Annotated in this window: 20 protein-coding genes and 1 pseudogene; 13 read left to right on the top strand and 8 right to left on the bottom strand. The window is 76.4% G+C overall.

What is annotated here, in order from left to right; genetic code table 11:
• The first annotated feature begins 133 nt into the window (after positions 1 to 133).
• From EDJALFJO_RS17070 to guaA, 6 genes are read left to right on the top strand one after another with little or no spacing between them, the layout of a single operon-like run.
• Positions 134 to 664 (top strand): PAS domain-containing protein, encoded by a 531-nt coding sequence (locus EDJALFJO_RS17070; RefSeq protein ID WP_088287410.1) that lies wholly within the window; start codon positions 134 to 136, stop codon positions 662 to 664.
• On the top strand, positions 661 to 1,596 hold the full coding sequence (locus EDJALFJO_RS17065; protein ID WP_198950386.1) for a methyl-accepting chemotaxis protein: 936 nt from the start codon (positions 661 to 663) through the stop codon (positions 1,594 to 1,596). The genes EDJALFJO_RS17070 and EDJALFJO_RS17065 overlap by 4 nt, the downstream gene beginning before the upstream one ends.
• A 53-nt stretch (positions 1,597 to 1,649) precedes the next feature.
• Positions 1,650 to 2,519 (top strand): SURF1 family protein, encoded by an 870-nt coding sequence (locus tag EDJALFJO_RS17060; RefSeq protein WP_088287405.1) that lies wholly within the window; start codon positions 1,650 to 1,652, stop codon positions 2,517 to 2,519.
• Positions 2,516 to 2,881 (top strand): DUF3817 domain-containing protein, encoded by a 366-nt coding sequence (locus EDJALFJO_RS17055; RefSeq protein ID WP_088287403.1) that lies wholly within the window; start codon positions 2,516 to 2,518, stop codon positions 2,879 to 2,881. The genes EDJALFJO_RS17060 and EDJALFJO_RS17055 overlap by 4 nt, the downstream gene beginning before the upstream one ends.
• Before the next feature lie 42 nt (positions 2,882 to 2,923).
• Entirely contained in the window at positions 2,924 to 3,943 is a 1,020-nt protein-coding gene (locus EDJALFJO_RS17050; RefSeq protein ID WP_088287401.1) for a hypothetical protein, read from the top strand.
• A gap of 9 nt (positions 3,944 to 3,952) precedes the next feature.
• Complete coding sequence (gene guaA, locus EDJALFJO_RS17045; RefSeq protein ID WP_233149906.1) at positions 3,953 to 5,626, top strand: glutamine-hydrolyzing GMP synthase; 1,674 nt, start codon at positions 3,953 to 3,955, stop codon at positions 5,624 to 5,626.
• 110 nt (positions 5,627 to 5,736) lie between these two features.
• Here guaA and EDJALFJO_RS17040 read toward each other — a convergent pair whose 3' ends face one another.
• A complete protein-coding gene (locus EDJALFJO_RS17040) occupies positions 5,737 to 6,285 on the bottom strand; it encodes a GrpB family protein (RefSeq protein ID WP_158220467.1) in 549 nt (182 codons plus the stop codon).
• A 305-nt stretch (positions 6,286 to 6,590) separates the two neighbouring features.
• Here EDJALFJO_RS17040 and EDJALFJO_RS17035 point away from each other — a divergent pair, with 305 nt between their 5' ends.
• Both EDJALFJO_RS17035 and EDJALFJO_RS17030 read left to right on the top strand, forming a co-directional pair.
• The gene (locus tag EDJALFJO_RS17035; protein WP_088287397.1) at positions 6,591 to 7,136 is read left to right on the top strand and encodes a SigE family RNA polymerase sigma factor; all 546 of its coding nucleotides are present in this window, start codon (positions 6,591 to 6,593) and stop codon (positions 7,134 to 7,136) included.
• Positions 7,133 to 8,641 carry a hypothetical protein gene (locus EDJALFJO_RS17030; RefSeq protein ID WP_088287395.1) on the top strand — a complete coding sequence of 503 codons (1,509 nt, stop codon included), beginning with the start codon at positions 7,133 to 7,135 and terminating at the stop codon, positions 8,639 to 8,641. Before EDJALFJO_RS17035 ends, EDJALFJO_RS17030 begins: the two co-directional genes overlap by 4 nt.
• A gap of 81 nt (positions 8,642 to 8,722) precedes the next feature.
• Here the strand turns inward: EDJALFJO_RS17030 and EDJALFJO_RS17025 are convergent, their stop codons facing one another.
• From EDJALFJO_RS17025 to EDJALFJO_RS17015, 3 genes are read right to left on the bottom strand one after another with little or no spacing between them, the layout of a single operon-like run.
• Positions 8,723 to 11,173, bottom strand: a complete 2,451-nt coding sequence (locus EDJALFJO_RS17025; RefSeq protein WP_143448625.1) for a SpoIIE family protein phosphatase — start codon at positions 11,171 to 11,173, stop codon at positions 8,723 to 8,725.
• An 11-nt stretch (positions 11,174 to 11,184) separates the two neighbouring features.
• Positions 11,185 to 12,069 carry an NTP transferase domain-containing protein gene (locus EDJALFJO_RS17020; protein WP_088287391.1) on the bottom strand — a complete coding sequence of 295 codons (885 nt, stop codon included), beginning with the start codon at positions 12,067 to 12,069 and terminating at the stop codon, positions 11,185 to 11,187.
• The gene (locus EDJALFJO_RS17015) at positions 12,066 to 12,581 is read right to left on the bottom strand and encodes an NUDIX hydrolase (RefSeq protein WP_088287389.1); all 516 of its coding nucleotides are present in this window, start codon (positions 12,579 to 12,581) and stop codon (positions 12,066 to 12,068) included. The genes EDJALFJO_RS17020 and EDJALFJO_RS17015 overlap by 4 nt, the downstream gene beginning before the upstream one ends.
• Positions 12,582 to 12,807: 226 nt before the next feature.
• Here EDJALFJO_RS17015 and EDJALFJO_RS17010 point away from each other — a divergent pair, with 226 nt between their 5' ends.
• The 4 genes from EDJALFJO_RS17010 (at position 12,808) to EDJALFJO_RS16995 (ending at position 17,860) form a co-directional block, all read left to right on the top strand.
• Positions 12,808 to 13,893, top strand: coding sequence for an NUDIX domain-containing protein (locus EDJALFJO_RS17010; RefSeq protein WP_198950385.1), 1,086 nt, complete (start codon positions 12,808 to 12,810; stop codon positions 13,891 to 13,893).
• Entirely contained in the window at positions 13,890 to 16,055 is a 2,166-nt protein-coding gene (locus EDJALFJO_RS17005) for a hypothetical protein (protein ID WP_088287385.1), read from the top strand. Before EDJALFJO_RS17010 ends, EDJALFJO_RS17005 begins: the two co-directional genes overlap by 4 nt.
• A 92-nt stretch (positions 16,056 to 16,147) precedes the next feature.
• Positions 16,148 to 16,771: a hypothetical protein gene (locus tag EDJALFJO_RS17000; RefSeq protein ID WP_088287383.1), complete on the top strand. Its 624-nt coding sequence runs from the start codon at positions 16,148 to 16,150 to the stop codon at positions 16,769 to 16,771.
• 102 nt (positions 16,772 to 16,873) lie between these two features.
• Entirely contained in the window at positions 16,874 to 17,860 is a 987-nt protein-coding gene (locus EDJALFJO_RS16995) for a glutathione S-transferase C-terminal domain-containing protein (protein WP_088287448.1), read from the top strand.
• Here EDJALFJO_RS16995 and EDJALFJO_RS16990 read toward each other — a convergent pair.
• Together EDJALFJO_RS16990 and EDJALFJO_RS16985 are read right to left on the bottom strand one after the other, a co-directional pair.
• Complete coding sequence (locus EDJALFJO_RS16990; protein WP_088287381.1) at positions 17,847 to 19,082, bottom strand: MFS transporter; 1,236 nt, start codon at positions 19,080 to 19,082, stop codon at positions 17,847 to 17,849. The genes EDJALFJO_RS16995 and EDJALFJO_RS16990 overlap by 14 nt on opposite strands.
• Complete coding sequence (locus EDJALFJO_RS16985; protein ID WP_088287379.1) at positions 19,079 to 19,510, bottom strand: YchJ family protein; 432 nt, start codon at positions 19,508 to 19,510, stop codon at positions 19,079 to 19,081. The genes EDJALFJO_RS16990 and EDJALFJO_RS16985 overlap by 4 nt, the downstream gene beginning before the upstream one ends.
• Before the next feature lie 141 nt (positions 19,511 to 19,651).
• Between EDJALFJO_RS16985 and EDJALFJO_RS16980 the strand changes: the two genes are divergently transcribed.
• Positions 19,652 to 20,809 (top strand): glycerophosphodiester phosphodiesterase, encoded by a 1,158-nt coding sequence (locus EDJALFJO_RS16980; RefSeq protein WP_088287446.1) that lies wholly within the window; start codon positions 19,652 to 19,654, stop codon positions 20,807 to 20,809.
• Positions 20,810 to 20,922: 113 nt separating this feature from the next.
• On the opposite strand, the gene EDJALFJO_RS16975 is transcribed toward EDJALFJO_RS16980, so the two are convergent.
• Positions 20,923 to 21,345: a hypothetical protein gene (locus tag EDJALFJO_RS16975; RefSeq protein WP_088287377.1), complete on the bottom strand. Its 423-nt coding sequence runs from the start codon at positions 21,343 to 21,345 to the stop codon at positions 20,923 to 20,925.
• A pseudogene (locus EDJALFJO_RS16970) lies at positions 21,342 to 22,079 on the bottom strand (cell wall-active antibiotics response protein); the annotation flags it as partial. The pseudogene EDJALFJO_RS16970 and the gene EDJALFJO_RS16975, both read right to left, overlap by 4 nt.

Here is a 22,079-nt window from a genome sequence, read left to right as displayed (position 1 = left end):
CGGGACGTCGTCCCCGACGAGGTCGGGACCTGAGGGCCTACAGGACCCGGCCGGTGACGCCGATCACCCTTCGAACGGGGTGGTCCGCGGTCCTGCGGGCCGCCTGCAGCGGGTGTCCGGAGGAAGAGGCGGCATGCACCGGTCCAAGGTCGCGCCGACAGGGGTCGAGCGACGTCTCGGCGCCGACGAGCTCATCGTGAGCAAGACGGACGCCAAGGGCGTCATCACCTACGCCAACGACGTCTTCTGCCGGATCGCCGCCCTGCGCGAGGAGGACGTGGTCGGGCAGCCGCACAACCTCATCCGGCACCCCGACATGCCCCGGGCGGTCTTCCAGCTGCTCTGGGACACGATCGCCGCCGGCCAGGAGATCTTCGCCTACGTGAACAACCTCGCGGCGGACGGCGCCAACTACTGGGTCTTCGCCCATGTGACGCCCTCGTACGACGCGTCGGGCCGGATCGTCGGCTACCACTCCAACCGGCGCAGCCCGCACCGCGACGCGATCGCCGCGGTGACCCCGGTCTACGCGGCGCTGCTCGCCGAGGAGCGGCGCCACGCGCGGGCCGCCGACGGCATCGCGGCCTCGACGGCGCTGCTCGGCAGCACGCTGGCGTCCGCCGGTCTCGCCTACGACGAATGGGTCTGGACGGTCACCCCGTGAACCTCTTCCACAGCGACCGCTCCGCCGCCGGCCCGGACCCCGCGCGCGAGGCCCTGCGCTTCTTCGGCGAGGCCTGCCGGCGGGCCGCCGAGGGCGACCTCGAGCAGCGCATGCCCCTGCTCGAGGGCGCCGCCGCCACCGACCCGGACGTCACCGCGGCCCGGACGTCGGTCAACGCGCTCCTCGACGTCGTCGACGCCTACATCCGCGAGTCGTCGGCCGCGATCGCCGCGAGCAGCGGCGGCCGCTACGACCGGCGGCTGCTCACCGGCGGCCTGCACGGCGCGTTCCGCACCGGGGCGGTGACCATCGACAACGGCCGGGTCTCGATGCGCGGCGCGCACGAGGAGATCGAGCGCGCAGCCGACGCCCGCCGGGCGCTCGCCGAGCGGCTCGAGACGACGGTCCTCGCCGTGAGCGAGCAGGTCGCGGCCGCCGCGACGCAGATGGGCGCGACCGCCGAGGGCGTCGTCACGTACGCCCGGGACGCCGTCGACGACTCCTCGCGCGCCACCGGCACGGTCGAGGAGCTGCGGACGAGCTCGGACGACATCCGCCGCGCGGTCGACCTCATCAGCCAGATCGCCTCCCAGACCCGGCTCCTCGCGCTCAACGCGACGATCGAGGCGGCCCGCGCGGGCGAGGCCGGCCAGGGCTTCCGGGTCGTGGCCGCAGAGGTGAAGAGCCTCGCGGACGCCGCGGCGTCGTCGTCCGACACGATCCTGTCCCGGGTCGACGCCGTGAGCGCCGCCGCGGGCGACGCGATCACCGCCCTCGAGGCCGTCACGCAGCGGATCCGCGAGATGGACACGATGGTCAACGACATCGCGAGCGCCGTCGAGGGCGGCCAGACCGGCGGCGGGCTCGTGCAGCTCGCCGAGATGCTCCGCGCCGAGGTCAGCGAGTTCGTGGCGACGGTCCGCAACGGCTGACCCGCCGTCCGCCCCGCTGTCACAGGCCCGGGCCCGGCGGGTTACCGTGAACCGTGCTGCGGACCGCCCTCAAGCCCCGGTGGCTGGCGCTCCTCGTCGTCGTCCTCGTGGCCGCCGCCGGGATGGCGCGGCTCGGGCAGTGGCAGTGGGACCGCGCGCACGACAACGCCGACGAGAACGTCGTCGCCCGGACGACGCAGCCCCCGGTCCCGATCGGGACCGTCATCAAGGCCCGGCAGACCTTCACCGGCCTCGCCGCGGACCGGCCCGTCGTCGCCGTCGGCACGTACTCGGCCGCCGACCAGCTCCTCGTGCCGGAGCGCCGGCTCTCGGGGCGGACCGGGCTGTGGGTGCTCACCCCGCTCGTGCTCGAGGACGGCAGCGCCGTCGGCGTCGTCCGGGGCTGGGTCCCGGACGCGGCCGATCCCGCGGGCGCGGCGGCCGCCGTCCCGACCGGGCCGGTCGCCGTCCAGGGGGTGCTGCGGCCCGCCGAGCCGCCCGCGGACCGCGCCCCCGGCGAGACGAGCGGGCTGCCCGCCGGCCAGGTCGAGCGGGTCGACGTCACCGAGCTCATCGGGCTGTGGCGCTGGCCGCTGCTCACCGGCTACCTCGTCCTCACCGACTACGTCGCCGCCTCGGCCGCCGACGGCACGACGACCGCGGTCCCCGTCGAGACCGCCGCGCCCGCGCGCGTCCCCGCCGTCCCCGAGGGCACCGGCGGCATCGACCTGCGCAACCTCTCCTACGCCGGGCAGTGGTTCCTCTTCGCGGGCTTCGGGATCTTCATGTGGTGGCGGCTTGTCCGGGACGACCACCTCGGCGTGCTGCCGCCGTCCGGCCCGGACGGCGACCCCGCCGACCCGGACCCGGCGGCCCCGGAACCCTCCGACCGGACCACCCCTCACGAAGGAGCCACCCTGTGAAGGCCGCCCTGACCCGGTACCGCGTGATGGCGTACGCCACGGGTGTCCTCCTGCTGCTTCTCACGCTGCACGTCGTCCTCCAGGCCGTGCAGAAGGACCCGGGCCAGCCGCTGTTCGACGCCGACGGCCTCGGCGCGGTCGTCCCGGGGGCCGGCGCGTTCATCCCGATCGCGCACGGCTGGCTCTACCTGATCTACGTCATCGTCTCGGTCGACCTGTGGTTCCGGACCCGGCTGAACTTCCCGCGGATGGTCGGCGTCGTCCTCGCCGGGACGATCCCGTTCATGTCGTTCGTCGCCGAGCGCTGGGTGCGGCACCAGGTCGAGCCGATGCTCGCGCGGGAGAGCGCCGCCGCGCGTTGACCGGGACTCCCGGACGGCCCGCTGACGAGGGATGATCCCGGCGTGGCAGCTACCCGGTCGCGGCGCCGACGCCTCCGCATCGCGGTCGGCGCGAGCGGCTGGTCCGGGTGCGTGTTCGGCCTCGGTGTCCTCGGGGTCTGCGGGGTGCTCGTCGCGTCCCTGCTGCACCTGGCGGCGGCCGACGTCCGGGACGGTCTCGGTCCGGCGTGGTGGGAGTCCGTCGTCAGCTGGGCCTTGGTCGTCGCGCTGCTCGGGGGCGCCGCATGGTGGTGCGCCCACCTCGGGTTCATTCTCGTCAGCGTCAGCGTCGCGGCCTCGCGTGTCTGGCTCGACGGTGCCGTCCTCGTGCGCCGCCGCGGGGTGCGGCGGTCCGAGCGGTTCGAGCTGGCGGCGGCGGACGTCGCACTCACCCCGGGGCTCGTGCTCCTGCTGGTGACGGACCCGCGCGGCGTGGCGACGACCGAGCTGTTCGTCGGCCGCGGACCCGGCTCCGCGGCGGATGTCGCGGCCCTGGCCGAGGCGCTCGACACGGACGACGCTCCTGCCGTCCACCGGGCGATCGCCGGTCACCTGCGGGCGGTGGCGACGGGGCAGCAGCCGCCGGTCCTGCCCGCGGGGGCGACGCGGGAAGGGCGGACGGCAGCGACCGTTCCGGCGCAGACGGCGTTCCCGCTGCGCGGGGTCCTGGCCGGTGTCGCCGTGGTCTCCCTGGCCTACGTGGGCCTGGCCATCTCGCAGGAGGCCCGGATCCGGGCCGACCCGGTCGTCGTCACCGGCGTCGTCGCCGACACCGGCCCACCGGGCCGCTACGAGGCCAGGCAGGCGGTCGAGATCGACACCCCCGCAGGCACGACGCGCGTCCGGGTCCATGTGCTGCGGTGGCTGCCGGCCGGTGAGCGGGTCACCGTGGTGCACGCGGCCGGCGACCCGCAGGACGCCCGGCTCGTCGACGGCCGGGCCCGGGGGGCCTGGGCCCTCGCGTTCCTGCTGATCGGCGGCTCCGCCCTCTTCGGGCTGTACCGGGTGCACGGCCGCGGCCGGGGGCGCCCGCAGCGTCAGTAGGCTGGGCGGGTGACCGACGCACCCGCCGAGAACACGCCCCCCTACGACGTCATCGCGGACGGGCCCGCGGGCTCCGGTCCGGCGTCCGAGCGGCACACCGCCGAGGAGCTCGCGGAGGAGTCGCACCGCCCGGTCCTCGTCGTCGACTACGGCGCGCAGTACGCGCAGCTCATCGCGCGCCGGGTCCGTGAGGCGAACGTCTACTCCGAGATCGTGCCGCACACGATGCCCGTCGCGACGATGCTCGCGAAGCGGCCGGCGGCGGTCATCCTCTCCGGCGGGCCGGCGAGCGTCTACGCGGACGGCGCCCCGCAGGTCGACGCGGCGCTCTTCGAGGCCGGCGTCCCGGTGCTCGGCATCTGCTACGGCTTCCAGGCGATGGCCCGGGCACTCGGCGGCGAGGTCGCGCGGACGGGCCTGCGCGAGTACGGCGGCACGTCCGTCGACGTCGAGGCCGACGGGTCGGTGCTCGTCCACGGGCAGCCCGCGCAGCAGTCGGTGTGGATGAGCCACGGCGACTCGGTGCAGAAGGCCCCCGACGGCTTCTCGGTCGTCGCGACGACGTCCGGCGCGCCGGTCGCGGCCTTCGAGGACCCTGTCCGGCGCCTGTTCGGCGTCCAGTGGCACCCCGAGGTCAAGCACTCGACGTTCGGCCAGCAGGTCCTGACGAACTTCCTCCTGAACGGCGCGGGGATCGCCGCCGACTGGACGACCGGCAACGTCATCGACGAGCAGGTCTCCCGGATCAAGGCGCAGATCGGCGGCGGCCGGGTCATCTGCGGGCTCTCCGGTGGCGTCGACTCCGCGGTCGCGGCGGCGCTCGTGCAGCGTGCGGTCGGCGACCAGCTCACGTGCGTCTTCGTCGACCACGGCCTGCTCCGGGCGGGCGAGGCGGAGCAGGTCGAGCGCGACTTCGTCGCCGCGACCGGCGTCCGGCTCAAGGTCGTCGACGCGCAGAAGCGCTTCCTCGACGCGCTCGCCGGGCAGATCGACCCCGAGGAGAAGCGCAAGACGATCGGCCGCGAGTTCATCCGGGTCTTCGAGCAGGCCGCGCGCGAGGTCGTCGAGGAGGCGGGTGCGGCGGGCGAGGAGGTGAAGTTCCTCGTCCAGGGCACGCTCTACCCGGACGTCGTCGAGTCCGGCGGCGGCGAGGGTGCGGCGAACATCAAGAGCCACCACAACGTCGGCGGCCTGCCCGACGACCTGCAGTTCGACCTCGTCGAGCCGCTGCGGACGCTCTTCAAGGATGAGGTCCGCGCCGTCGGCCGCGAGCTCGGCCTGCCCGAGGAGATCGTCGGCCGCCAGCCGTTCCCCGGCCCGGGTCTCGGCATCCGGATCATCGGCGAGGTCACCCACGACCGGCTCGAGACCCTGCGCGCCGCCGACCTCATCGCCCGCGCCGAGCTCACCGCGGCCGGCCTGGACGCCGAGATCTGGCAGTGCCCGGTCGTGCTCCTCGCCGACGTCCGGTCGGTCGGCGTCCAGGGCGACGGCCGCACCTACGGTCACCCCGTCGTGCTGCGGCCGGTGTCGTCGGAGGACGCCATGACCGCCGACTGGACCCGGCTGCCCTACGACGTCCTCGCGCGGATCTCCACCCGGATCACGAACGAGGTGCCCGAGGTCAACCGGGTCGTCCTCGACGTCACGAGCAAGCCGCCGGGCACCATCGAGTGGGAGTGACGGCTCAGCGGAAGCGCTAGCGGGGAAGCTGCGACGGCAGACTGCCGCTGCGACTACCCCACTGACGGCAGCACGCGTTGTTGTGGGGCGGGTCGAGCGGGAGCGGCGGGTCAGAGGTCGTCGGCGGGGGTCTCGAACCGCCGGACGACGTCCGTCTTGCCGCGCGTGTAGGCGCGGGAGTCACCGCCGCACGTCTGCAGGAGCCGCCGCTTGACGGCGGCGTACTCGGCGGCGGACGCCGGGTCGGCGCGCAGCCGGTCGCGGAACGCGATGATCCGCCGCCAGTACCCGCTGCCCTCGACCGTGAGGTGCAGGTGGTGGCTGCGCAGCTCGGCCGGGTCTTCGGGGCCCTTGCGGAAGACGTGCCGGCCCGGGTCGTCGGCCAGGGCACGTGGGTCCCAGACGTAGCCGAGCCCTTCGAGCGCCGTCCGGACGTGCGCGAACCGGCCGTCGAGCGTGGCGTCGTCCGGCAGCCCGACCATGACGTCGACGACGGGCTTGGCCGGCAGCCCGGGCACGGCCGTCGAGCCGATGTGCTCGACCCGGTGCCGGACGCCGGCCAGCGCGGTACCGAGGAGCGCGGCCTCCGCCGCGAAGGCCGCCGCCCAAGCGGGGTCGTACGGCACGACGCGGGGTGCTGCGTGCACGAAGTCGGTCACGGTGCCGTCCTCTCCTCGGACGCGAGCTCGGGTCGATGCTCGGGTCCGGGCGGTCGCGATCACGAGGTGGAGGACCCGAGCACGGACCCGAGCTTGCACCCACCCTTGCTGCAGCCGTGGATGCGAGGTCTTGCAAGCCCTAGCGTGCAGCGGGCTGCAACGACACGTGCCGCGGCCGTCGCCCCGACGACCGCGACGCCGCCGTTCCGGCGACAGCTTCCGCGGACGCCTGACAACCATCGTGCCCCCGCCGGACTCTGGACACGTGACCCCGGCCGTCGGAGCCGGCGACCTCTGGAGGCACCGTGGACCGTCGCGAGGGCTTCGAGCCCTTCGCCGCCGGCGCGGCCTCGCACCTGCGACGCACCGCCTACCTGCTCACCGGTGACCCGCATGTCGCCGAGGACCTCGTGCAGGACGCGCTCGTGGCGCTCTACGTGGCCTGGCCGCGGGTCGCCGACCCGTATGCCTACGCCCGGCGCAGCGTCGTCAACGGCAGCCGGTCGCGCTGGCGGTACCGCCGACGGCGGCCGGAGACGAGCGTGGCCGTCGTCCACGACGACGCCGACCCCGGCGCCGACGCCCGGACGGCGCCGCCGGACGCGACGGACGCCGTCCTCGCCCGGCGGGTGCTCCTCGACGCGCTCGCGACCCTGCCCGCCCGGCAGCGCGCGGTCGTCGTCCTGCGCCACCTCGAGGATCTCAGCGAACCGCAGACCGCCCAGGCCCTCGGCATCTCGGTCGGCACGGTGAAGAGCCAGAACGCGCGCGCCCTGGCGCGGCTGCGCGAGGCGCTCGCACCGGACGGCGACCCCGACGTGGCCCGGCTCCCGGAAGGACAGCGCTCATGACCGGCACCGCTCCCGACCCTCTCGTCACCACGCTCGTCGCCCTCGCCGAGCGCGCGGACCTCGCTGCGGATCTCGCGGCGGCCACCGCCCCGGCCCGTCCCGCGGCGGACGCCGCGCTCGCGGCCCGGGCGGCCACCCTCGGTCGTCGCCGGCTGCGCGCCCGGACCGTGGCGCGCACCGGGGGCGTCCTCGTCGCGGCGTCGGTGCTCGTCGGCGGCACCGTCGCCGCCTTCCCCGACGCGGTGCGCCGGGTCCCGGTCATCGGCTCGCTCGTCCCGGTTCCGGCGCCGACGGCAGACCCGCAGCCCCCCGTGGCCCGGGACGTCGACCCCTACGCGCGGCTCCTCGACGGCCCGGCGCGTGGCGCGCTGGCCGGTGACGACGGCCTGCGCACCGAGGCGTTCGCCGCCTGGGCGACGGCCCGGAGGGTGTCCCCGGACGGCCGGCTGGGGGTGTTCGACGACCTCCGGGGCACGCCGCACGTCGTCTGGGCCGGTCAGACCCAGACCGGGCCTGCGGCAGTGGTCGCCCAGCGCGCGTTCCTGCACCCGCACCCCGGCCTCGACGCCGCTGACCTCGGCGAGCGGACCCTGCTCGGCTTCGTGGCCACCGGGCCGGGCGGCCACCTGACACTGCTCGCTGTGGACCGTGCAGCCCGGTCCGAGCAGGTGAGCGACGACCCGGCCCGCCGTAGCGCCATGGTGGGCGTGTGGCTCGACGAGGCCCGCAGCCGGTTGCTCCTCGTCGATCCCGGCGTGCCGCTCGTGTGGTCGAGCCGCTGGTCCTACCGGCCCGACGGCATCCCGGTGCGGGACTGGGCCCCGGTGACGTTCTCCGACGGCGCGACCGTCCTCTCCTTGCCGGACGGGAGCGACGCCCGGCTCGTGGCGGTGGCCCGCACCCCCGTCCGGGACTGGCCCGACGTGCAACGCCTCGGACCGGACCGCCGCAGCGACCAGGTCGTGCCGAACTGGGTCGCGTCGGCCGCGACCGTGCGCTGGGCGGGCACGACCCGGTGCCTCCCGATCGGCCTCCGCGACGTCGACGCGTCGGCGTGCGAGCGCTGGGTCGAGGCCCTCGTCAGCGCGCGGATGGATCGCACCGGGCCCGGCGGCGTGGCCTTCGGCTCCGTGCCGGGCCGCCTCGTCGGCCGTACCCCGGACGGCCGCACGTACGTCGTCGCCACCCTCACCGTCGACGCGGACCCGTCCCGTGTCGTCGGCGGCGTCCTCACCGGCGCCGACCCCGAGCACGTCACGGCGTCCGCCCTCGTCGACGGCGGTGTGCTCGACCCGGACGCAGCCCTGCCGGTCGCCGTCCGGCTCCCCGAACGGCAGGGCTGGGTGGTGGCGAGCGTCGGTGCGGCCCTGCGCTACCGCGTGACGCCGTCCGGCTCCTGGACCGACGCCGGACGGGACGCCGCCCTGCTGCCCGACGCCGACAGGCTCGAGGTCGAGGTCACGCGGGACGGCACGACTCCGGTCGTCGTCACGCTCGGTGGTTGAGCCGCGCAGGAGCGACGAGTGGGGTAACCCCGGCGGCAACGCGCCGCCGGGGGTTCCCCACCGATGTCAGCGAGCCGGGCGTCACGGCACGTCGAGCTCGGCCCACACCCGCTTGCCGTCGGGCAGCGCCGTCGTCCCCCAGCGGGCGGCGAGGACGTCGACGAGGTGGACGCCGCGGCCGTGCTCCTCGCGCGGGCCGGGGTCCTGGTGCTGGGGGGTGTCCGGGCTGGTGTCGGTGACGCTGACCCGGACGGCGTCGTCGAGGCGGCGCAGCTCGAGGGCGACCTCGCCGCCGGCGTGGGTCACCGCGTTCGTCACGAGCTCGCTGACGACGAGGGTGACGGTGTCGACGAGGTCGGTCAGGCCCCACGACCGCAGGGCCTCGCGGGCGACCGACCGGGCGACGTACGCGGCGCTCGGGACCGGCTGCAGGACGTGCCGGACGACGGCGTCCGGCGCCGACGGGTCGTCCTCCGGCCGGCCGGCGGCAGCGGTGCCGCGGCGGACGGCGAGCAGGCACACGTCGTCGGTCGGCCCGGAGCCGGCGAGCAGGGTGTCGCAGATGGCGCGCACGAGGTCCGGCGGGGACAGCTCGGGCGGCACCGCCGCGGCCGTCGCGATGAGCCGGTCGAGACCGTGGTCGAGGTCGTCGTCGCGGCGCTCGACGAGGCCGTCGGTGAAGAGCACGAGGGTCTCGCCGGGATCGAGGCGGAACGGGTGCTCACGCGCCCCGGCGGTCAGGAGCGAGCCGACCGGCGGGTCGACGTCGTCCCCGAAGAAGGTCGCGCGCTCGCCGGACCCCGCGGCGTCCGGGGGAGCGATCCGCAGCAGCGGCGGGTGCCCGGCGCTGCACCACACACCCTCCCCGGTGGCCGGGTCGAGCTCGAGGTAGGCGATCGTCGCGAACGTGTCGGGGTCGTACTGCTCGACGAACGCGTCGAGCCGCTCGACGACGTCACCGGGGCCGCCGCCGAGCAGGGCGTACGAGCGCAGGGCGTTGCGCAGGCCGCTCATGACCCGGGCCGCGGGCAGGCCGTGCCCGGCGGCGTCGCCGACGGCGAGCCCGAGCCGGCCCGACGGCAGGACGAACGCGTCGTACCAGTCGCCGCCGACCTCGTGGCCGCCGGTCGCCGGCACGAAGACCGCGCCGAGCGTCACCCCGGGCACGGTCGGCAGCCGGTCGGGCAGGACGGCGTGCTGGAGCGCGTCGGCGACCGTCCGCTGCTGCTCGAAGAGCAGGGCCCGTTCGAGCGCCTGCGCCGTGTGCCCCGCGAGGGTGACGAGGAAGTCGCGCTCCTCGCCGCTCATCGTGTGCTCGGTCGACCACGACAGCGCGAGCGTGCCGAGCCGGGACCCGCTGCCGGTCACGAGCGGCAGGTGCGCCATCGACTCGGTGCCCGCGGTGCGCATGTGCGGGCCGATGTCGGGGAAGTCCTCGACGGCCTGCTCGACCGTCTCGTGGAAGTACGGGCGGCCGTGCCGGGCGGCGTCCGAGACGGGCGCCGACCGGTCCAGCGGGAAGCGCGACCACACCGCGGCGGTCTCCGCCGGCAGCGGGCTCATGCTCACGTACTCCATGGTCCGGCCGGTCTTCTCGACCAGGGCGATGCCGGCGAAGACGGTGCCGAGGGCCCGGCGCGCGTTCGCCGTCACGGCGTCCGCGACGTCCTGCACGGTCATCGCCGTCGAGAGCGAACGGGTCAGCCCGAGCAGCTGCCGGCCGCGGGCCAGCGCCCGCTCGAGGCGGGTGACGATCCGGCCCCGCTCGCGCTCGGCCTCGTGGCGGGCCTCGACGCTGCGCAGGTAGACGGTGAGCCCGTCGATCGACGGGTGCGCCCGGACCTCGAGCCAGCCACCGACCGTCGGCGTCTCGAAGGTCACCGGCCGCTGGTGGTCCATCGCCCAGTGGTAGTTCACGTGGACGGGGGAGTCCTCGGCCTCGGGGACCTCCACCCAGAACGGCCGGCCGACGAGGTCGGCGCCGGCCCGGCCGAGCAGTGCGGCGGCGGTGTCGTTGACGTAGGCGACGGTCCAGTCCGGCTCGAGGATGAGGACGCCGTCACTCACCTGCGCGAGCGTGCGGCCGGTGCGCTCGCGGGAGGTCCGCAGCGCGGTCGTGTCGGCGGCGACCCCGGTGACGACGGCGCCGCCGGTGCCGTCGAGGACGACGCCGCCGCGCAGCCGGACCCAGCGGACGGTGTCGTCGTCGCGGACCCGGAACTCCTCGAGGACCTGCAGGTCGCGCAGCGCCCCGAGGCCGGCCCGGCCGCCCCGTCCGCCCGGCGGACCGCCGGCCCGCAGCGCGAGCTGGCAGGCCCGCGAGACCGACTCGAGCGCGGCGAACAGGCCCTTGCGGTCGTCGGGGTGCAGCGCGCCCATGAGATCGGCGACCGGGAACGTGCCCGGTTCGGCGGCGCCGACGAGGCGGGCGGTGACGTCGTCGATCGTCACGGTGTACCGGCCCGGGACGAACGACCAGAGCCCGACGCCGCTGGCCCGCAGCGCCAGCGCGTCGAGGTCCCCGTCCGGCATCACACCCCCAGTCACTGATCGGAACTGAGTGTGCCGGTATCCCCGGTGACTGTCATCCGGGAGTCGTCCGCGGCGACGGCCCGGACGGCGTCGACGAGCCGCTCCCCGGGCGCCACGTGCGCGCCGTCCCAGACGACGCAGCGGACGACGTCCCCCTCGACCCGGGCACCGGCGCCGACGACGGACTCCTCGACCCGGCCGCTCACGACGGCCCCGGGTGCGACGACGCTGCCGCCGGCCCGGCGCACCGCGTCGAGGTTGGCCGCGAGGTACTGCGCCGGCGTCCCGCAGTCGACGACGGTGCCGGGCAGGCCGAGCCCGGCGGTCGTCACGAGGTCGAGGCGGCCGAGGGCGTCCTGGGCCGCCCAGAGCACCTCGTACAGCCCGGTCGGCTCGGCCGCCAGGGCCTTGACGAAGGCCCACGGGAGCAGGCAGGCGCCGACGTAGCGCAGCCCGGTGCCGTCCGGCGCCGTGAAGTCCGGGCGGCCGTCGACGGGCACGCAGAGCAGCCGGCAGCGCTCGCCGTCCCAGCCGCCGGCGAGGTCGCCCAGGCCCGCGGGCAGGTAGGCGTCGGCGTTCGTGAGGAGGACGTCGCGGCCGTCGACCCAGTCCCGCAGCGCCCCCAGCGCGCCCGCGGTGCCGAGCGCCTCCGGCGACTCGACCGACACGTGCGCCCGGCCGCCGACGTGCGCGACGACGAGGTCGGCACCGTGGTGGGCGTTGACGGCCAGGTGCCCGGGCCCGCTGCCGGCCGCGGGCGCCACCCGGGCCAGCGCGTGGTCGAGCAGCGGCACCCCGCCGACCGGGCAGAGCGCCTTGGGTCTCAGCAGCGTGAGCGGCCGCAGCCGGGCGCCCTCACCGGCCGCGAGGACGACGCCCGCGAGCCGGTCCGTCACCGCCCGAGCACCCGGCCCGAGTGCGCATCGCCCTCGCGCCAGCGGCGCAGGACGTCGAGCACCGTCGCGGTCGGCTCGTCGATGGCGCCGAGCTCGTCGGGGCGCAGCCACGCGGCCTCGATCGCCTCGCTGCCCGGCCGGACCTCGTGGGCGGCGTCCGAGGCGACGTGGAAGACGACGTCGACCCGGCGCGACCGCGGCTCGACGACCACCCCGATCGGCAGGTCGACCTCGACGACGAGCCCGGTCTCCTCGCGCAGCTCCCGGACGACGGCCCGGTCCGCGCTCTCGCCGCGGTTGACGAGCCCGCCGGGCAGCGTCCAGCCGGGCCGGTGGTGCTGGCGCAGCACGAGGATCCGGCCGTCGTGCTCGACGAAGCAGACGGCGCCGACGGTGTGGCTCGGCGCGACGACCCGCACCGCGGCGACCCGCAGCCGGCGCGGCATCCGGCGGAAACCCGTGAGGGCCCAGCGATGCAGCGTCCCGATGCCCGTGCCCGCCTCCCCGCCCATGCCTTCACCTTATGTCCGGGGGACCGACGTCCCGGGTGCGCGCGAAGATCCGCGCCTAACGTCGTCCTCGTCACGGCTCAGCAGATCGTCACGGATCTGCGAACGGGTTCGGCCGCTCACCCGGCCGAGCACGCGACCCGAGGTGGACCGGGTCGGAGGGCGGGGAGGCATCGCCTCCCCGCCCTCGAGCGTCTGCGGCCGCCCGCACGCGGTAGCGTCGTCCGCCGTGCCGCCCGACCTCAGCCAGGACCTCGCGCCGGACCGGCCGCCACGCCGGGACGTGCAGCGCCTGGCGGCCTACGGCGTGCTGCGGGACGGCGAGGGCCGGGTCGTGCTCGTCCGGGCGTCCGACCGGTCCGACCTCACCGGAACCTGGTTCCTGCCCGGCGGCGGTGTCGACTTCGGTGAGCACCCGCGGGACGCCGTGGCCCGCGAGGTCGCCGAGGAGACCGGGGTCGCGGTCCGGGTCACGGGCCTGCGGGACGTCGTCTCCGACGTCATCGACCTGCCGCACCGAGGCGTCCGCGTCCACACGCTGCGGGTCCTCTACGACCTGCACGCCGACGAGCCGTCCACCCCCGGGGCCGGCTGGGCCGTAGGCCTACGGCCGGAGCCGGACGGCACGAGCGACGCCGTCCGCCTCGTCGGCCCCGGCGAGCTCACGGGTGCCGGCGCGCTGCCCGTCGTCCCGTTCGTCGCCCGCACGCTCGGCCTGCCGGTGCCGCCGATGCCCGTCGCGCACCCGCCCGCCCGGCCGACCGTCGTCCCCGCCGCGACCGCGGGGCACGCCGTCCAGGGCTTCGGCAGCCCGGCCGCCGGTGACCCCGCCGTCGCCGTCGCCGAGGGCGGCGCGGTCGCCCCCGGCCCGGACCTCGACGCGCTCCACGGCGAGGCGGTCGCCCGGGTGCAGCGGACCGCGGCCTACGCCCTGTGCCACGCCGACGGTCGTGTCCTGCTGAGCCGGCTGCGGAACTCCTCGCTGTGGACGCTGCCCGGCGGCGGCATCGACCACGGCGAGCAGCCGCACGAGGCCGCCGTCCGCGAGGTCCACGAGGAGACCGGGCTGCCCGTCCGGCTGCGGGGGCTGCTCGACGTCGACAGCACCCGGTTCACCGGTCGCGGGCCCTCCGGGCGGGCCGAGGACTTCCACGGCGTCCGGGTCGTCTTCGACGGCGAGGTGCCGACGGACGTCGAGCCCCGTGTCGTCGAGGTCGACGGCTCCACCGTCGAGGCCGCCTGGTGGCCGGTCGCGGACCTGCCCCGGCTACAGGTCACCGGGCTCGTCCGGGCCGCGCTGAAGCACCTGCCGTGACCGACGCGGCCGGGCTGCTCACCGCCGCGGCGGCGCAGGTGCTCGCCGCCGAGGGACCCGCGATGGCGCAGGACGCGGCCGCCTGGCGGGACACCGCGATCCGGCACGCGGCCGCGACCGCCTGGCGGGCCGGGGACGCCGAGGCGGTCCGCGCGCTCGCGAGCGGCTACGGCGCGCTGCTGTGCCTGGAGCCGGTGCTCGACGGCGGCGACGTCGCGCTGACCAGGGTCGGGATCGCCGAGCGCCGCCGCCGCGGGGCGTTCGGCACCCCGGCGGCGCTCGCCGCGGTGCTCGCCGCGCACGCCCTGCCGGCGGCCTTCCCGGCCTCCGGGCCGGACGCCGCCCCGACCGTCGTCGACCCGGCCTGCGGCAGCGGGGCCCTGCTGCGGGCGGCGTTCGCCCGGCTCGTCGAGGTCGGCGTCCCGCCCGCGCCGGCGGCCGCCGCGCTGCACGGTGTCGACGACGACCCGGTCGCGGTCGACCTCGCCCGGACGGTGCTCGCGGTCGACGCCGTCGAGGCCGGCGCCGCGTGCGCCCCGGCCGACCTGGCGGCCCGCGTCGTCCTCGGCGACGCCCTCCTGGGAGCCACCCCGCTGCTGCCCGCGGCCGGCCCCGGCGGCCTCGCGTGGCACGAGGCGTTCCCGGCGGTGCTCGCCGACCCGGCCGCGGCCGCCGACCCGCTCACCGGGTGGCGCGGCGGCTTCACCGCGGTCGTGGCGAACCCGCCGTGGGAGCGGCTCAAGGTGACCCGCAAGGACTGGCAGCACCGGCCGCCGACGGCGCTGCGCGCGGACCGGGCGGCGTCCGCGCGCGGGCTGCGGGAGGCGGGCCGCCACCCGCTCACCGGGGCCGGCGAGATCAACGCGTACCTGCCGTTCCTCGAGACGTGCTGGCGGCTGCTCGCGCCGCACGGCCGGGCCGGGGTCGTCGTCCCGGCCGGGGTCGCCGCGGACCGGTCGGCGTCCCGGCTGCTCGGGGCGCTGCTCGACGCGGGCGCGCTCGAGCGGCTCCACCTGCTCGACCAGGCCGCCCCCGTCTTCGAGGACGTGAGCAGCCGGGTCGGCGTCGCCGTCGTCGTCCTGCGGTCGGGGGCGTGCGGGCCGGCCGGCGCCGGCCGGGGCGAGGCGGCACAGCCGGGGCAGCCGGAGCGGCCGCCCGCCGAGGTCGTCGTCGGGCTCGTGGACCCCGCCCGGCCGGCCGGGGAGCAGGCCTGGGCGCTGGCCGCCGACGTCCCGTGGCTCGTCAACCCGAACACCGGCACGCCGCCGCTGTGCACCTCCGCGCGGGACGCCGCCCTCGTGACCGCCGCGCACCGCCGGTTCCCGGTGCTGCTGCGCCGCGGCGCCGACGGCGGCGTCGTCGACAGCCCGTGGCAGGCCCGGCTCGTGACCTCGATGCACATGACCCGGGACGCCCGCTGGTTCGCGACCGCCCCCGGCCCGGGGCTCGTGCCGCTGTGGGAGGCCAAGCACGCCGGGCTGCTCGACCACCGCGGCGGCGGCCGCGCCGCCCACCGGTACTGGGTGCCTCGCGACCTCGTCGAGGAGCGGTTCGGCGCCCTCGCCGGACGCGGCTGGCTCGCCGGCTACCGCAACGTCACGACGACGGACTCGCCGCGCACGCTCATCCCGACGGCGCTGCCCGTCGCCGGGGTCGGCAACTCGCTGCCGCTGCTCGACGCGCCCCGGCTGCCGCTGCTGCTCGCCGCGCTCGCGAGCCTGCCGGTCGACCACCTCGTCCGGCAGAAGCACGCCGGCGCGAACCTCAACTTCTTCAAGCTCGAGCAGGTCGCCCTGCCGCCGCCGGAGGCGTACGACGTCCCCGCGCCGTGGGCCCCCGGGCGGACGCTCGCGGCGTGGGCGCTCGACCGGTTCGCGGCGGCGCACGCGTGGGACGACTCGCTCGGCGGGCTCGCGGCCGAGCTCGCGGCGGCCGGGGTCGCGGTCCCGTCGTCGGCGCGTCCGGCGGACGTCGTGGCCGCCGACCGGGTCGCCGCGCTCGCCGACCTCGACGCCGTCCACGCGTGGCTGCTCGGCTGGTCGCGGGACGACCTCGCGCACGTGCTCACGACGTTCCCGGCGCTGCGTGAGCGGGAGGTCGCGGCCACCGGCCGGTTCGGCACCGCCGAGCGGGCGCTGGCGGCGTACGACGCGCTGGGCTGACGCCGGGAACGGTGCGCCCCCGCACGACGTCGCAGGGGCGTCCGGCAGGCGGCGTAGTCTCCGGGCGATCATCGCGGACCAGGAGAGGGACCATGACCGAGGGCTTCGACCCGAACCGGCACGACCACTTCATCCTCCGGCAGAAGTGGGCGCCGATCGTCAACCGGTACCACTTCTCCCTGCCGGACCCCTCGGGCGAGCCGGGCCAGGTGATCGCGTTCGTCGAGCAGAAGCGGTTCAAGTTCAAGGAGGACATCCGCTTCTACACCGACGAGTCGAAGTCGACCGAGCTGCTGCGGATCAAGGCCCGGCAGCGCTTCGACCCGGCCGCCCGGTACGACATCACGGGCCCGAACGGGGAGAAGATCGGCGAGATCCAGAAGGCGTTCGCGCGCAGCCTCCTGCGCTCGACGTACGTCCTCTACGGGGCCGACGGCCAGCAGGTGTGCGAGGCGGCCGAGCGCAGCCTGCCGGTGGCGATCTTCCGCCGCCTCGTGGGCTTCCTGCCCGTCGTCGGCGACTACGCCGACTGGCTGCCGATCCCGTACCACTTCGTCTTCACCCGCGGCGACCAGGTGCTGGTCCACCACACCCGGCGGGCGTGGAAGCTCCGCGACTTCTACCGGATCGACTGCAGCCCGGACACCGGCCACGTGCTCGACCGCCGGCTCGTCCTCGCCGCGGCCGTCGGGATGGACGCCCTCCAGGCCCGCTGACCCGGCTGCCGAGATCGCCGACTCCGCAGGCACAGGGCGATGTCCGTCGCCCTGTGCGTCCGGAGGTCGCGATCGTAGGGTGGGGCGATGACGACCGATGCGGTGCAGAAGGCCCAGTTCGGCGCGGAGACCGCGAAGGACGGCGCGTTCGTCCGGCAGGGCAACCGGTTCACCGACCGGATCACCCGGGACAGCGACTCTGCGCCGGGCGAGGGACCGGACGCCCAGGGCCGCTGGCCGGTCGAGGCCGGTCGCTACCGGCTCGTCGTCTCGCTCGCCTGCCCGTGGGCGCACCGCTCCGTCGTCGTCCGGCGGCTGCTCGGCCTCGACGACGCGATCTCGCTCGCCGTCGTCGACCCGTACCGCGACGAGAGCGGCTGGGCGTTCACCCTCGACCCCGACGGCCGCGACCCGGTGCTCGGGGTCACCCACCTCGCGCAGGTCTACGCGCGGACCGACCCGGCGTACACCGGGCGGGTCACGGTGCCCGCGGTCGTCGACACCGTCACCGGGCTCGTCGTGACGAACGACTACCCGCAGATCACCCTCGACCTGTCGACCGAGTGGGTCGACCATCACGCCCCCGGCGCACCGCGGTTGCTGCCCGACGACCCGGCCGCCCGGGCGGAGATGGACGTGATGATCGAGGTGGTCTTCCGCGAGGTGAACAACGGCGTCTACCGGTGCGGCTTCGCGACGACCCAGGAGGCGTACGAGGCGGCGTTCGCGACGCTCTTCGCCCGGCTCGACGCGCTGTCGGAGCACCTGGAGCGCCGGCGCTACCTCATGGGCGACGCCGTCACCGAGGCCGACGTCCGGCTCTTCACGACGCTCGTCCGGTTCGACGCCGCCTACCACGGCCACTTCAAGTGCAACCGGAGCAAGCTCACCGAGATGCCGGTGCTCTGGGCCTACGCGCGGGACCTGTTCCAGCACAAGGGGTTCGGCGAGACCGTCGACTTCGCGCACATCAAGCGGCACTACTACGCGACGCACCCGATGATCAACCCGACCCGGATCGTCCCGGTCGGCCCGGACCTCGCCGGCTGGACGACGCCGCACGGCCGCGAGGCGCTCACGTCCTCCTGACGAGCCGGCCCCGGCCGACGACGGCGACGACGGCGGTGAGCGCCGCGGCGACCGTCGCCCAGGCCAGCGACCCGGCCGCGCCGGAGCGGTCCGCGACCGCGCCGCCGGCCGCCGCACCGACCGCCGCACCGGCGAAGATCGTCACGTTGAGCCAGGTGTACGCCTCGGTCGTCGCGGTGGCCGGGACGACGTCCGGCACGAGCGCGTTGCCGGTGATGATCGTCGGGGCGTTCGCCGCGCCGGCGACGACGAGGGCCGCGGTGACCGCCACGAGGGCCGTCGTCCCCGAGGTCGTCGCCCCGGCGACCGCGACGGCCAGGGCCCCGGCGGCGAGCGCGACCGCGGAGAGCGCGAGCCGCCGCGCCGGTGCCGTCGTCCAGGCGCGAGCGCCGTAGACGACGCCGGAGACGAGGCTGCCCAGCGTCCACAGCCCGAGGACGAGGCCGGCGGCGCCCGGCCGGCCGGCGTCGTCGGCGAGCGCGACGACACCGACCTCGACGAACCCGAAGCACGCGCCCATCGCCGTGAACGCGGCGACGAGCACGACGAGCCCGGGGGAGCGCAACGCCGACGGGTGCGCGGCGCCGTCCGCACGCGGCGGGTGCGGTGCGGGCTCGGTGCTGCGCTGCGCGAGGAAGAGCGCCGAGCCGACGACGGTCGTGCCGGCCGCGGCGAGCAGCGCCCCCGGCGGGCCGAGCAGCGCGACGCACCCCGCGACGAGCAGCGGGCCGGTGACGAAGATGCCCTCCTCGATGACCGCCTCGAGCGCGAGCGCGGTCTCCAGCCGCGGGTCGCCGTCGAGCAGGCGCCCCCAGCGGGCCCGGGCGAGCGCGCCGACCTGCGGTGCCGTCGCCCCGACGAGGGCGGCGACCGCGACGAGGACGCTGCCCGCGGCACCGACCCGGGTCGCGACGACGAGGGTGCCGAGCAGGGTCGCGTTGACGAGCGCCTGCGGGCCGAGGACGCGGGTCTGCCCGAGCCGGTCGACGAGGCGGCCGAGCGGCGGGGAGCCCGCGGCCTGGCCGAGCGCGGTGGCGCCGGAGACGAGACCGGCCAGGGTGAACGACCGGCCCGAGGTCGAGACGAGGAGCAGCGCGCCGAGGCTGATCATCGCCATCGGCAGCCGGGCGAGCGTCGCTGCGGCGCAGAACGCGGCGGCCCCGGGGACGCGCAGGACGTCGAGGTAGGGGTTCGTGCTGCCGGTCCGGCCCGGCGCGGTCACGTGACGTCGCCGTCGACGTAGAACCAGCGCTCGCCGCGGCGGGTGAACCGGCTGCGCTCGTGCATCCGGTGCACCCGGCCGTCCGCGCCGCGGTACGTCGCGACGAACTCGACGTGCGCGGCCGCGTGACCCTGCTCGACGCCGTCGTCCCCGGCGTCGAGGACCTGGAGGCCGAGCCACTGCGGGCCACCGTCGAGGTCGAGGTCGCCGGGCCGGGTCAGCGGGTCCCACGTCGCGGTGACGTGGGTGCCGTCGCCGCGGACGTACGCGCTGTACCGGGAGCGCATGAGGCTCTCGGCGTCCGGGGCGGGCGGCGCGCCGGGGCCGGTCCACCGCCCGCAGCAGCGGGCGAACGTCAGCGCCCCGAAGGATCCGCCCCGGCCGCAGGGGCAGGGGGCGTCGTCGTCCCGGGGGGCCGCGGTGTCCACGCGGCCAGGGTAGGGCCCGGTCGTCAGGTGTTCGTCCGCGTGTCATCGCGGCCTCGCCACGCGCACCGGTCGCGTTCGCCCGGCGCCGGTTCGGTGGTCCCGGCGCGCGGGCACGGGGCCGGCGGCCACGAGGAGGACGTCGTGCCCACCCGCCGTGCAGCACTCGCCGGCTTCGCCGGTGCCGTCGTGTCCGCCCCGCTCGCCGGGGCGCTCGCACCGTCCGCGTCCGCGACCGTCGTCGCCCCGGTCCCCGCGCAGGCGCCCGGCCGGGCCGCGGGTGCCGGCGGGTCCCGCCGCAGGCCGCTCGTCGTCGGGCACCGCGGCGCGTCCGGCTACCGCCCCGAGCACACCCTTGCCTCGTACGAGCTCGCCGCCCGGATGGGCGCGGACGTCATGGAGCCCGACCTCGTCGCGACGAAGGACGGCGTCCTCGTCTGCCGGCACGAGCCGGAGATCGGTGGCACGACGGACGTCGCGGACCGCCCGGAGTTCGCCGACCGGCGCCGGACCGTCGTCCTCGACGGGGTGACGGTGACCGGCTGGTGGACGCAGGACCTCACCCTCGCCGAGCTGAAGACGTTGCGCGCCAAGGAACGCATCCCGCAGGTCCGCCAGGAGAACACGATGTACGACGGGCTCTTCGAGGTGCCGACGTTCGTCGAGCTCCTCGAGCTGCGCCGCCGGCTCTCCCGCGAGCTCGACCGCGAGCTGGCCGTCTACCCCGAGACGAAGCACCCGACGTACCACCGGGCGATCGGGCTGCCGCTGGAGGAGACGCTGCTCGCGACGCTGCGCCGCTACGGCCTCAACCGCGCGGACGCGCCGGTGCTCGTCCAGTCGTTCGAGGTCTCGAACCTGGAGTCGTTGCGGCGCATGGGGTTGCGGACCCGGGTCACGCAGCTGCTCAGCGCGTCCGGTGCGCCGTACGACACGGTCGCCCGCGGCTCGGGGCCGACCTACGCCGAGCTCGCCGCACCCGCCGGGCTGCGCGGCGTCGCGCGCTACGCCGACGGGATCGGCCCGGACAAGAGCCAGGTCATCCCGCGCCGCGCCGACGGCACCCTGGGGACGCCGAGCACGCTCGTCGACGACGCGCACGCGGCCGGCCTGTTCGTGCACCCGTACACGTTCCGCGCCGAGAACACGTTCCTGCCGGCGGACTACCGGCGCGGCGACGCGCTGCCCGACTTCGGCCGCGGCGTCGACGAGCAGGTCACCTTCCTGCGGGCCGGGATCGACGGCCTCTTCGCCGACCAGCCGGACGTCGCCGTCCTCGCCCGGGCGCTCGCGACGGTCTGACCGCCGCGGCACCACGAGGCCCCGCAGCGTTGCACCGGGATCGCCGGTGCTGCTGCGGGGCCTCGTCGGAGCGGTGGTGCCGGTGCGCGGGGTTGCGCGCGTCGTGCGGGAGGTCAGGCGCCGGGCCCGCCGCGGGCCTCCTTCGCCGCCGCTGCGAGCCCGCCCCCGAGGAGGGCGAGCCCGGCGGCGACGAGCAGGACGAGCAGGACGGCGCCGCCGTCGACGGTCACGTCGGTCACCGCGGCGACGATCACCGTGACGGCGACCGCGAGGAGCACGAGCGCGAAGACGATCGTCCGGACCCGGGGCGTCCGGCGGCCGGCGGGCGCCGCGGCGGTGGTCGTGAGGACCGCCGTCGCGCCGGCCTCCTCGCCGTACCCCGCGGGCCGGGCGTCGAGGAGCCGCTGCGCGTCCGGGTCGAGCGGCCGCGGGGCGGTGACGCCGCCGAGCGGGCCGTACGTCGGTGCGGCCGGGGCGGTCGAGGAGCCGGGCAGGTCGAGCCCGCCGGTTCCGGGCTCGTTCGGGGTGGTGCTCATCGCAGTGCCTCCGTGCTCGTAGCGCTCATGGCCGTGGTGGTGGGGGTCGCGCCGAGGGCCACGTCCGTGCCCTGGGAGACGACGAGGACCTCGCCGAGGCCGACCTTCGCGTGGACGACGGTGGTGACCGCGCCGGTGCCGACGACGAACTGCCGGTTCTCACCGGGCCCGCCGCCCTGGGTCGAGTTCGTCACCCGGTCGTTGATCTCGCCGAGCCCGACCTGGGCGTCGACCCGGGTCGCGGTGCCCGTCGGCACGGTGAGGATGATCCGGCCGGCGCCGACCGAGACCGACATCTCGACGGGGTCGGCCGCCGTGGCGCCCGCCCGCATCGCGGGGTCGGTGAGGTCGATCCGCAGGTCGCCCGCACCGCGGTCGATCCCGGCCTCGGCGGCGGTGACGGACGCCGGCCGCCAGGTGACGTCACCGGCCCGCGGGTCGACGTTGCCGATCGCCACGGCGTTGACGGCGACGATCGCGACGATCCAGGCGATCGGGGCGAGGCCGCCGGAACGGCGTCCGGTCAGGCCCGCCGCGAGGATGCCCAGCGCGATGATGCCGAGGACGACGGCGGCGCCGACGGCGAACGGCATCGGGATGCCGGCGCCGGTCCGGTCGAGGATCGCGACGCCTGCGCCGCCGACGAGCGCAGCCCCCAGGGTGGCGCGGGTCAGGCCGTGCGAGGGCCGGGTGAGGTCCGGCGCGGGGGCCGGCACCGGGCGGACCTCACCCGG

It is taken from the genome of Kineosporia sp. A_224, assembly GCF_002198655.1.
GTDB lineage: Bacteria > Actinomycetota > Actinomycetes > Actinomycetales > Kineosporiaceae > R-H-3.
The sequence above is the reverse complement of the archived record's forward strand: the minus strand, read 5'-3'. Positions and strand labels throughout refer to the sequence as shown.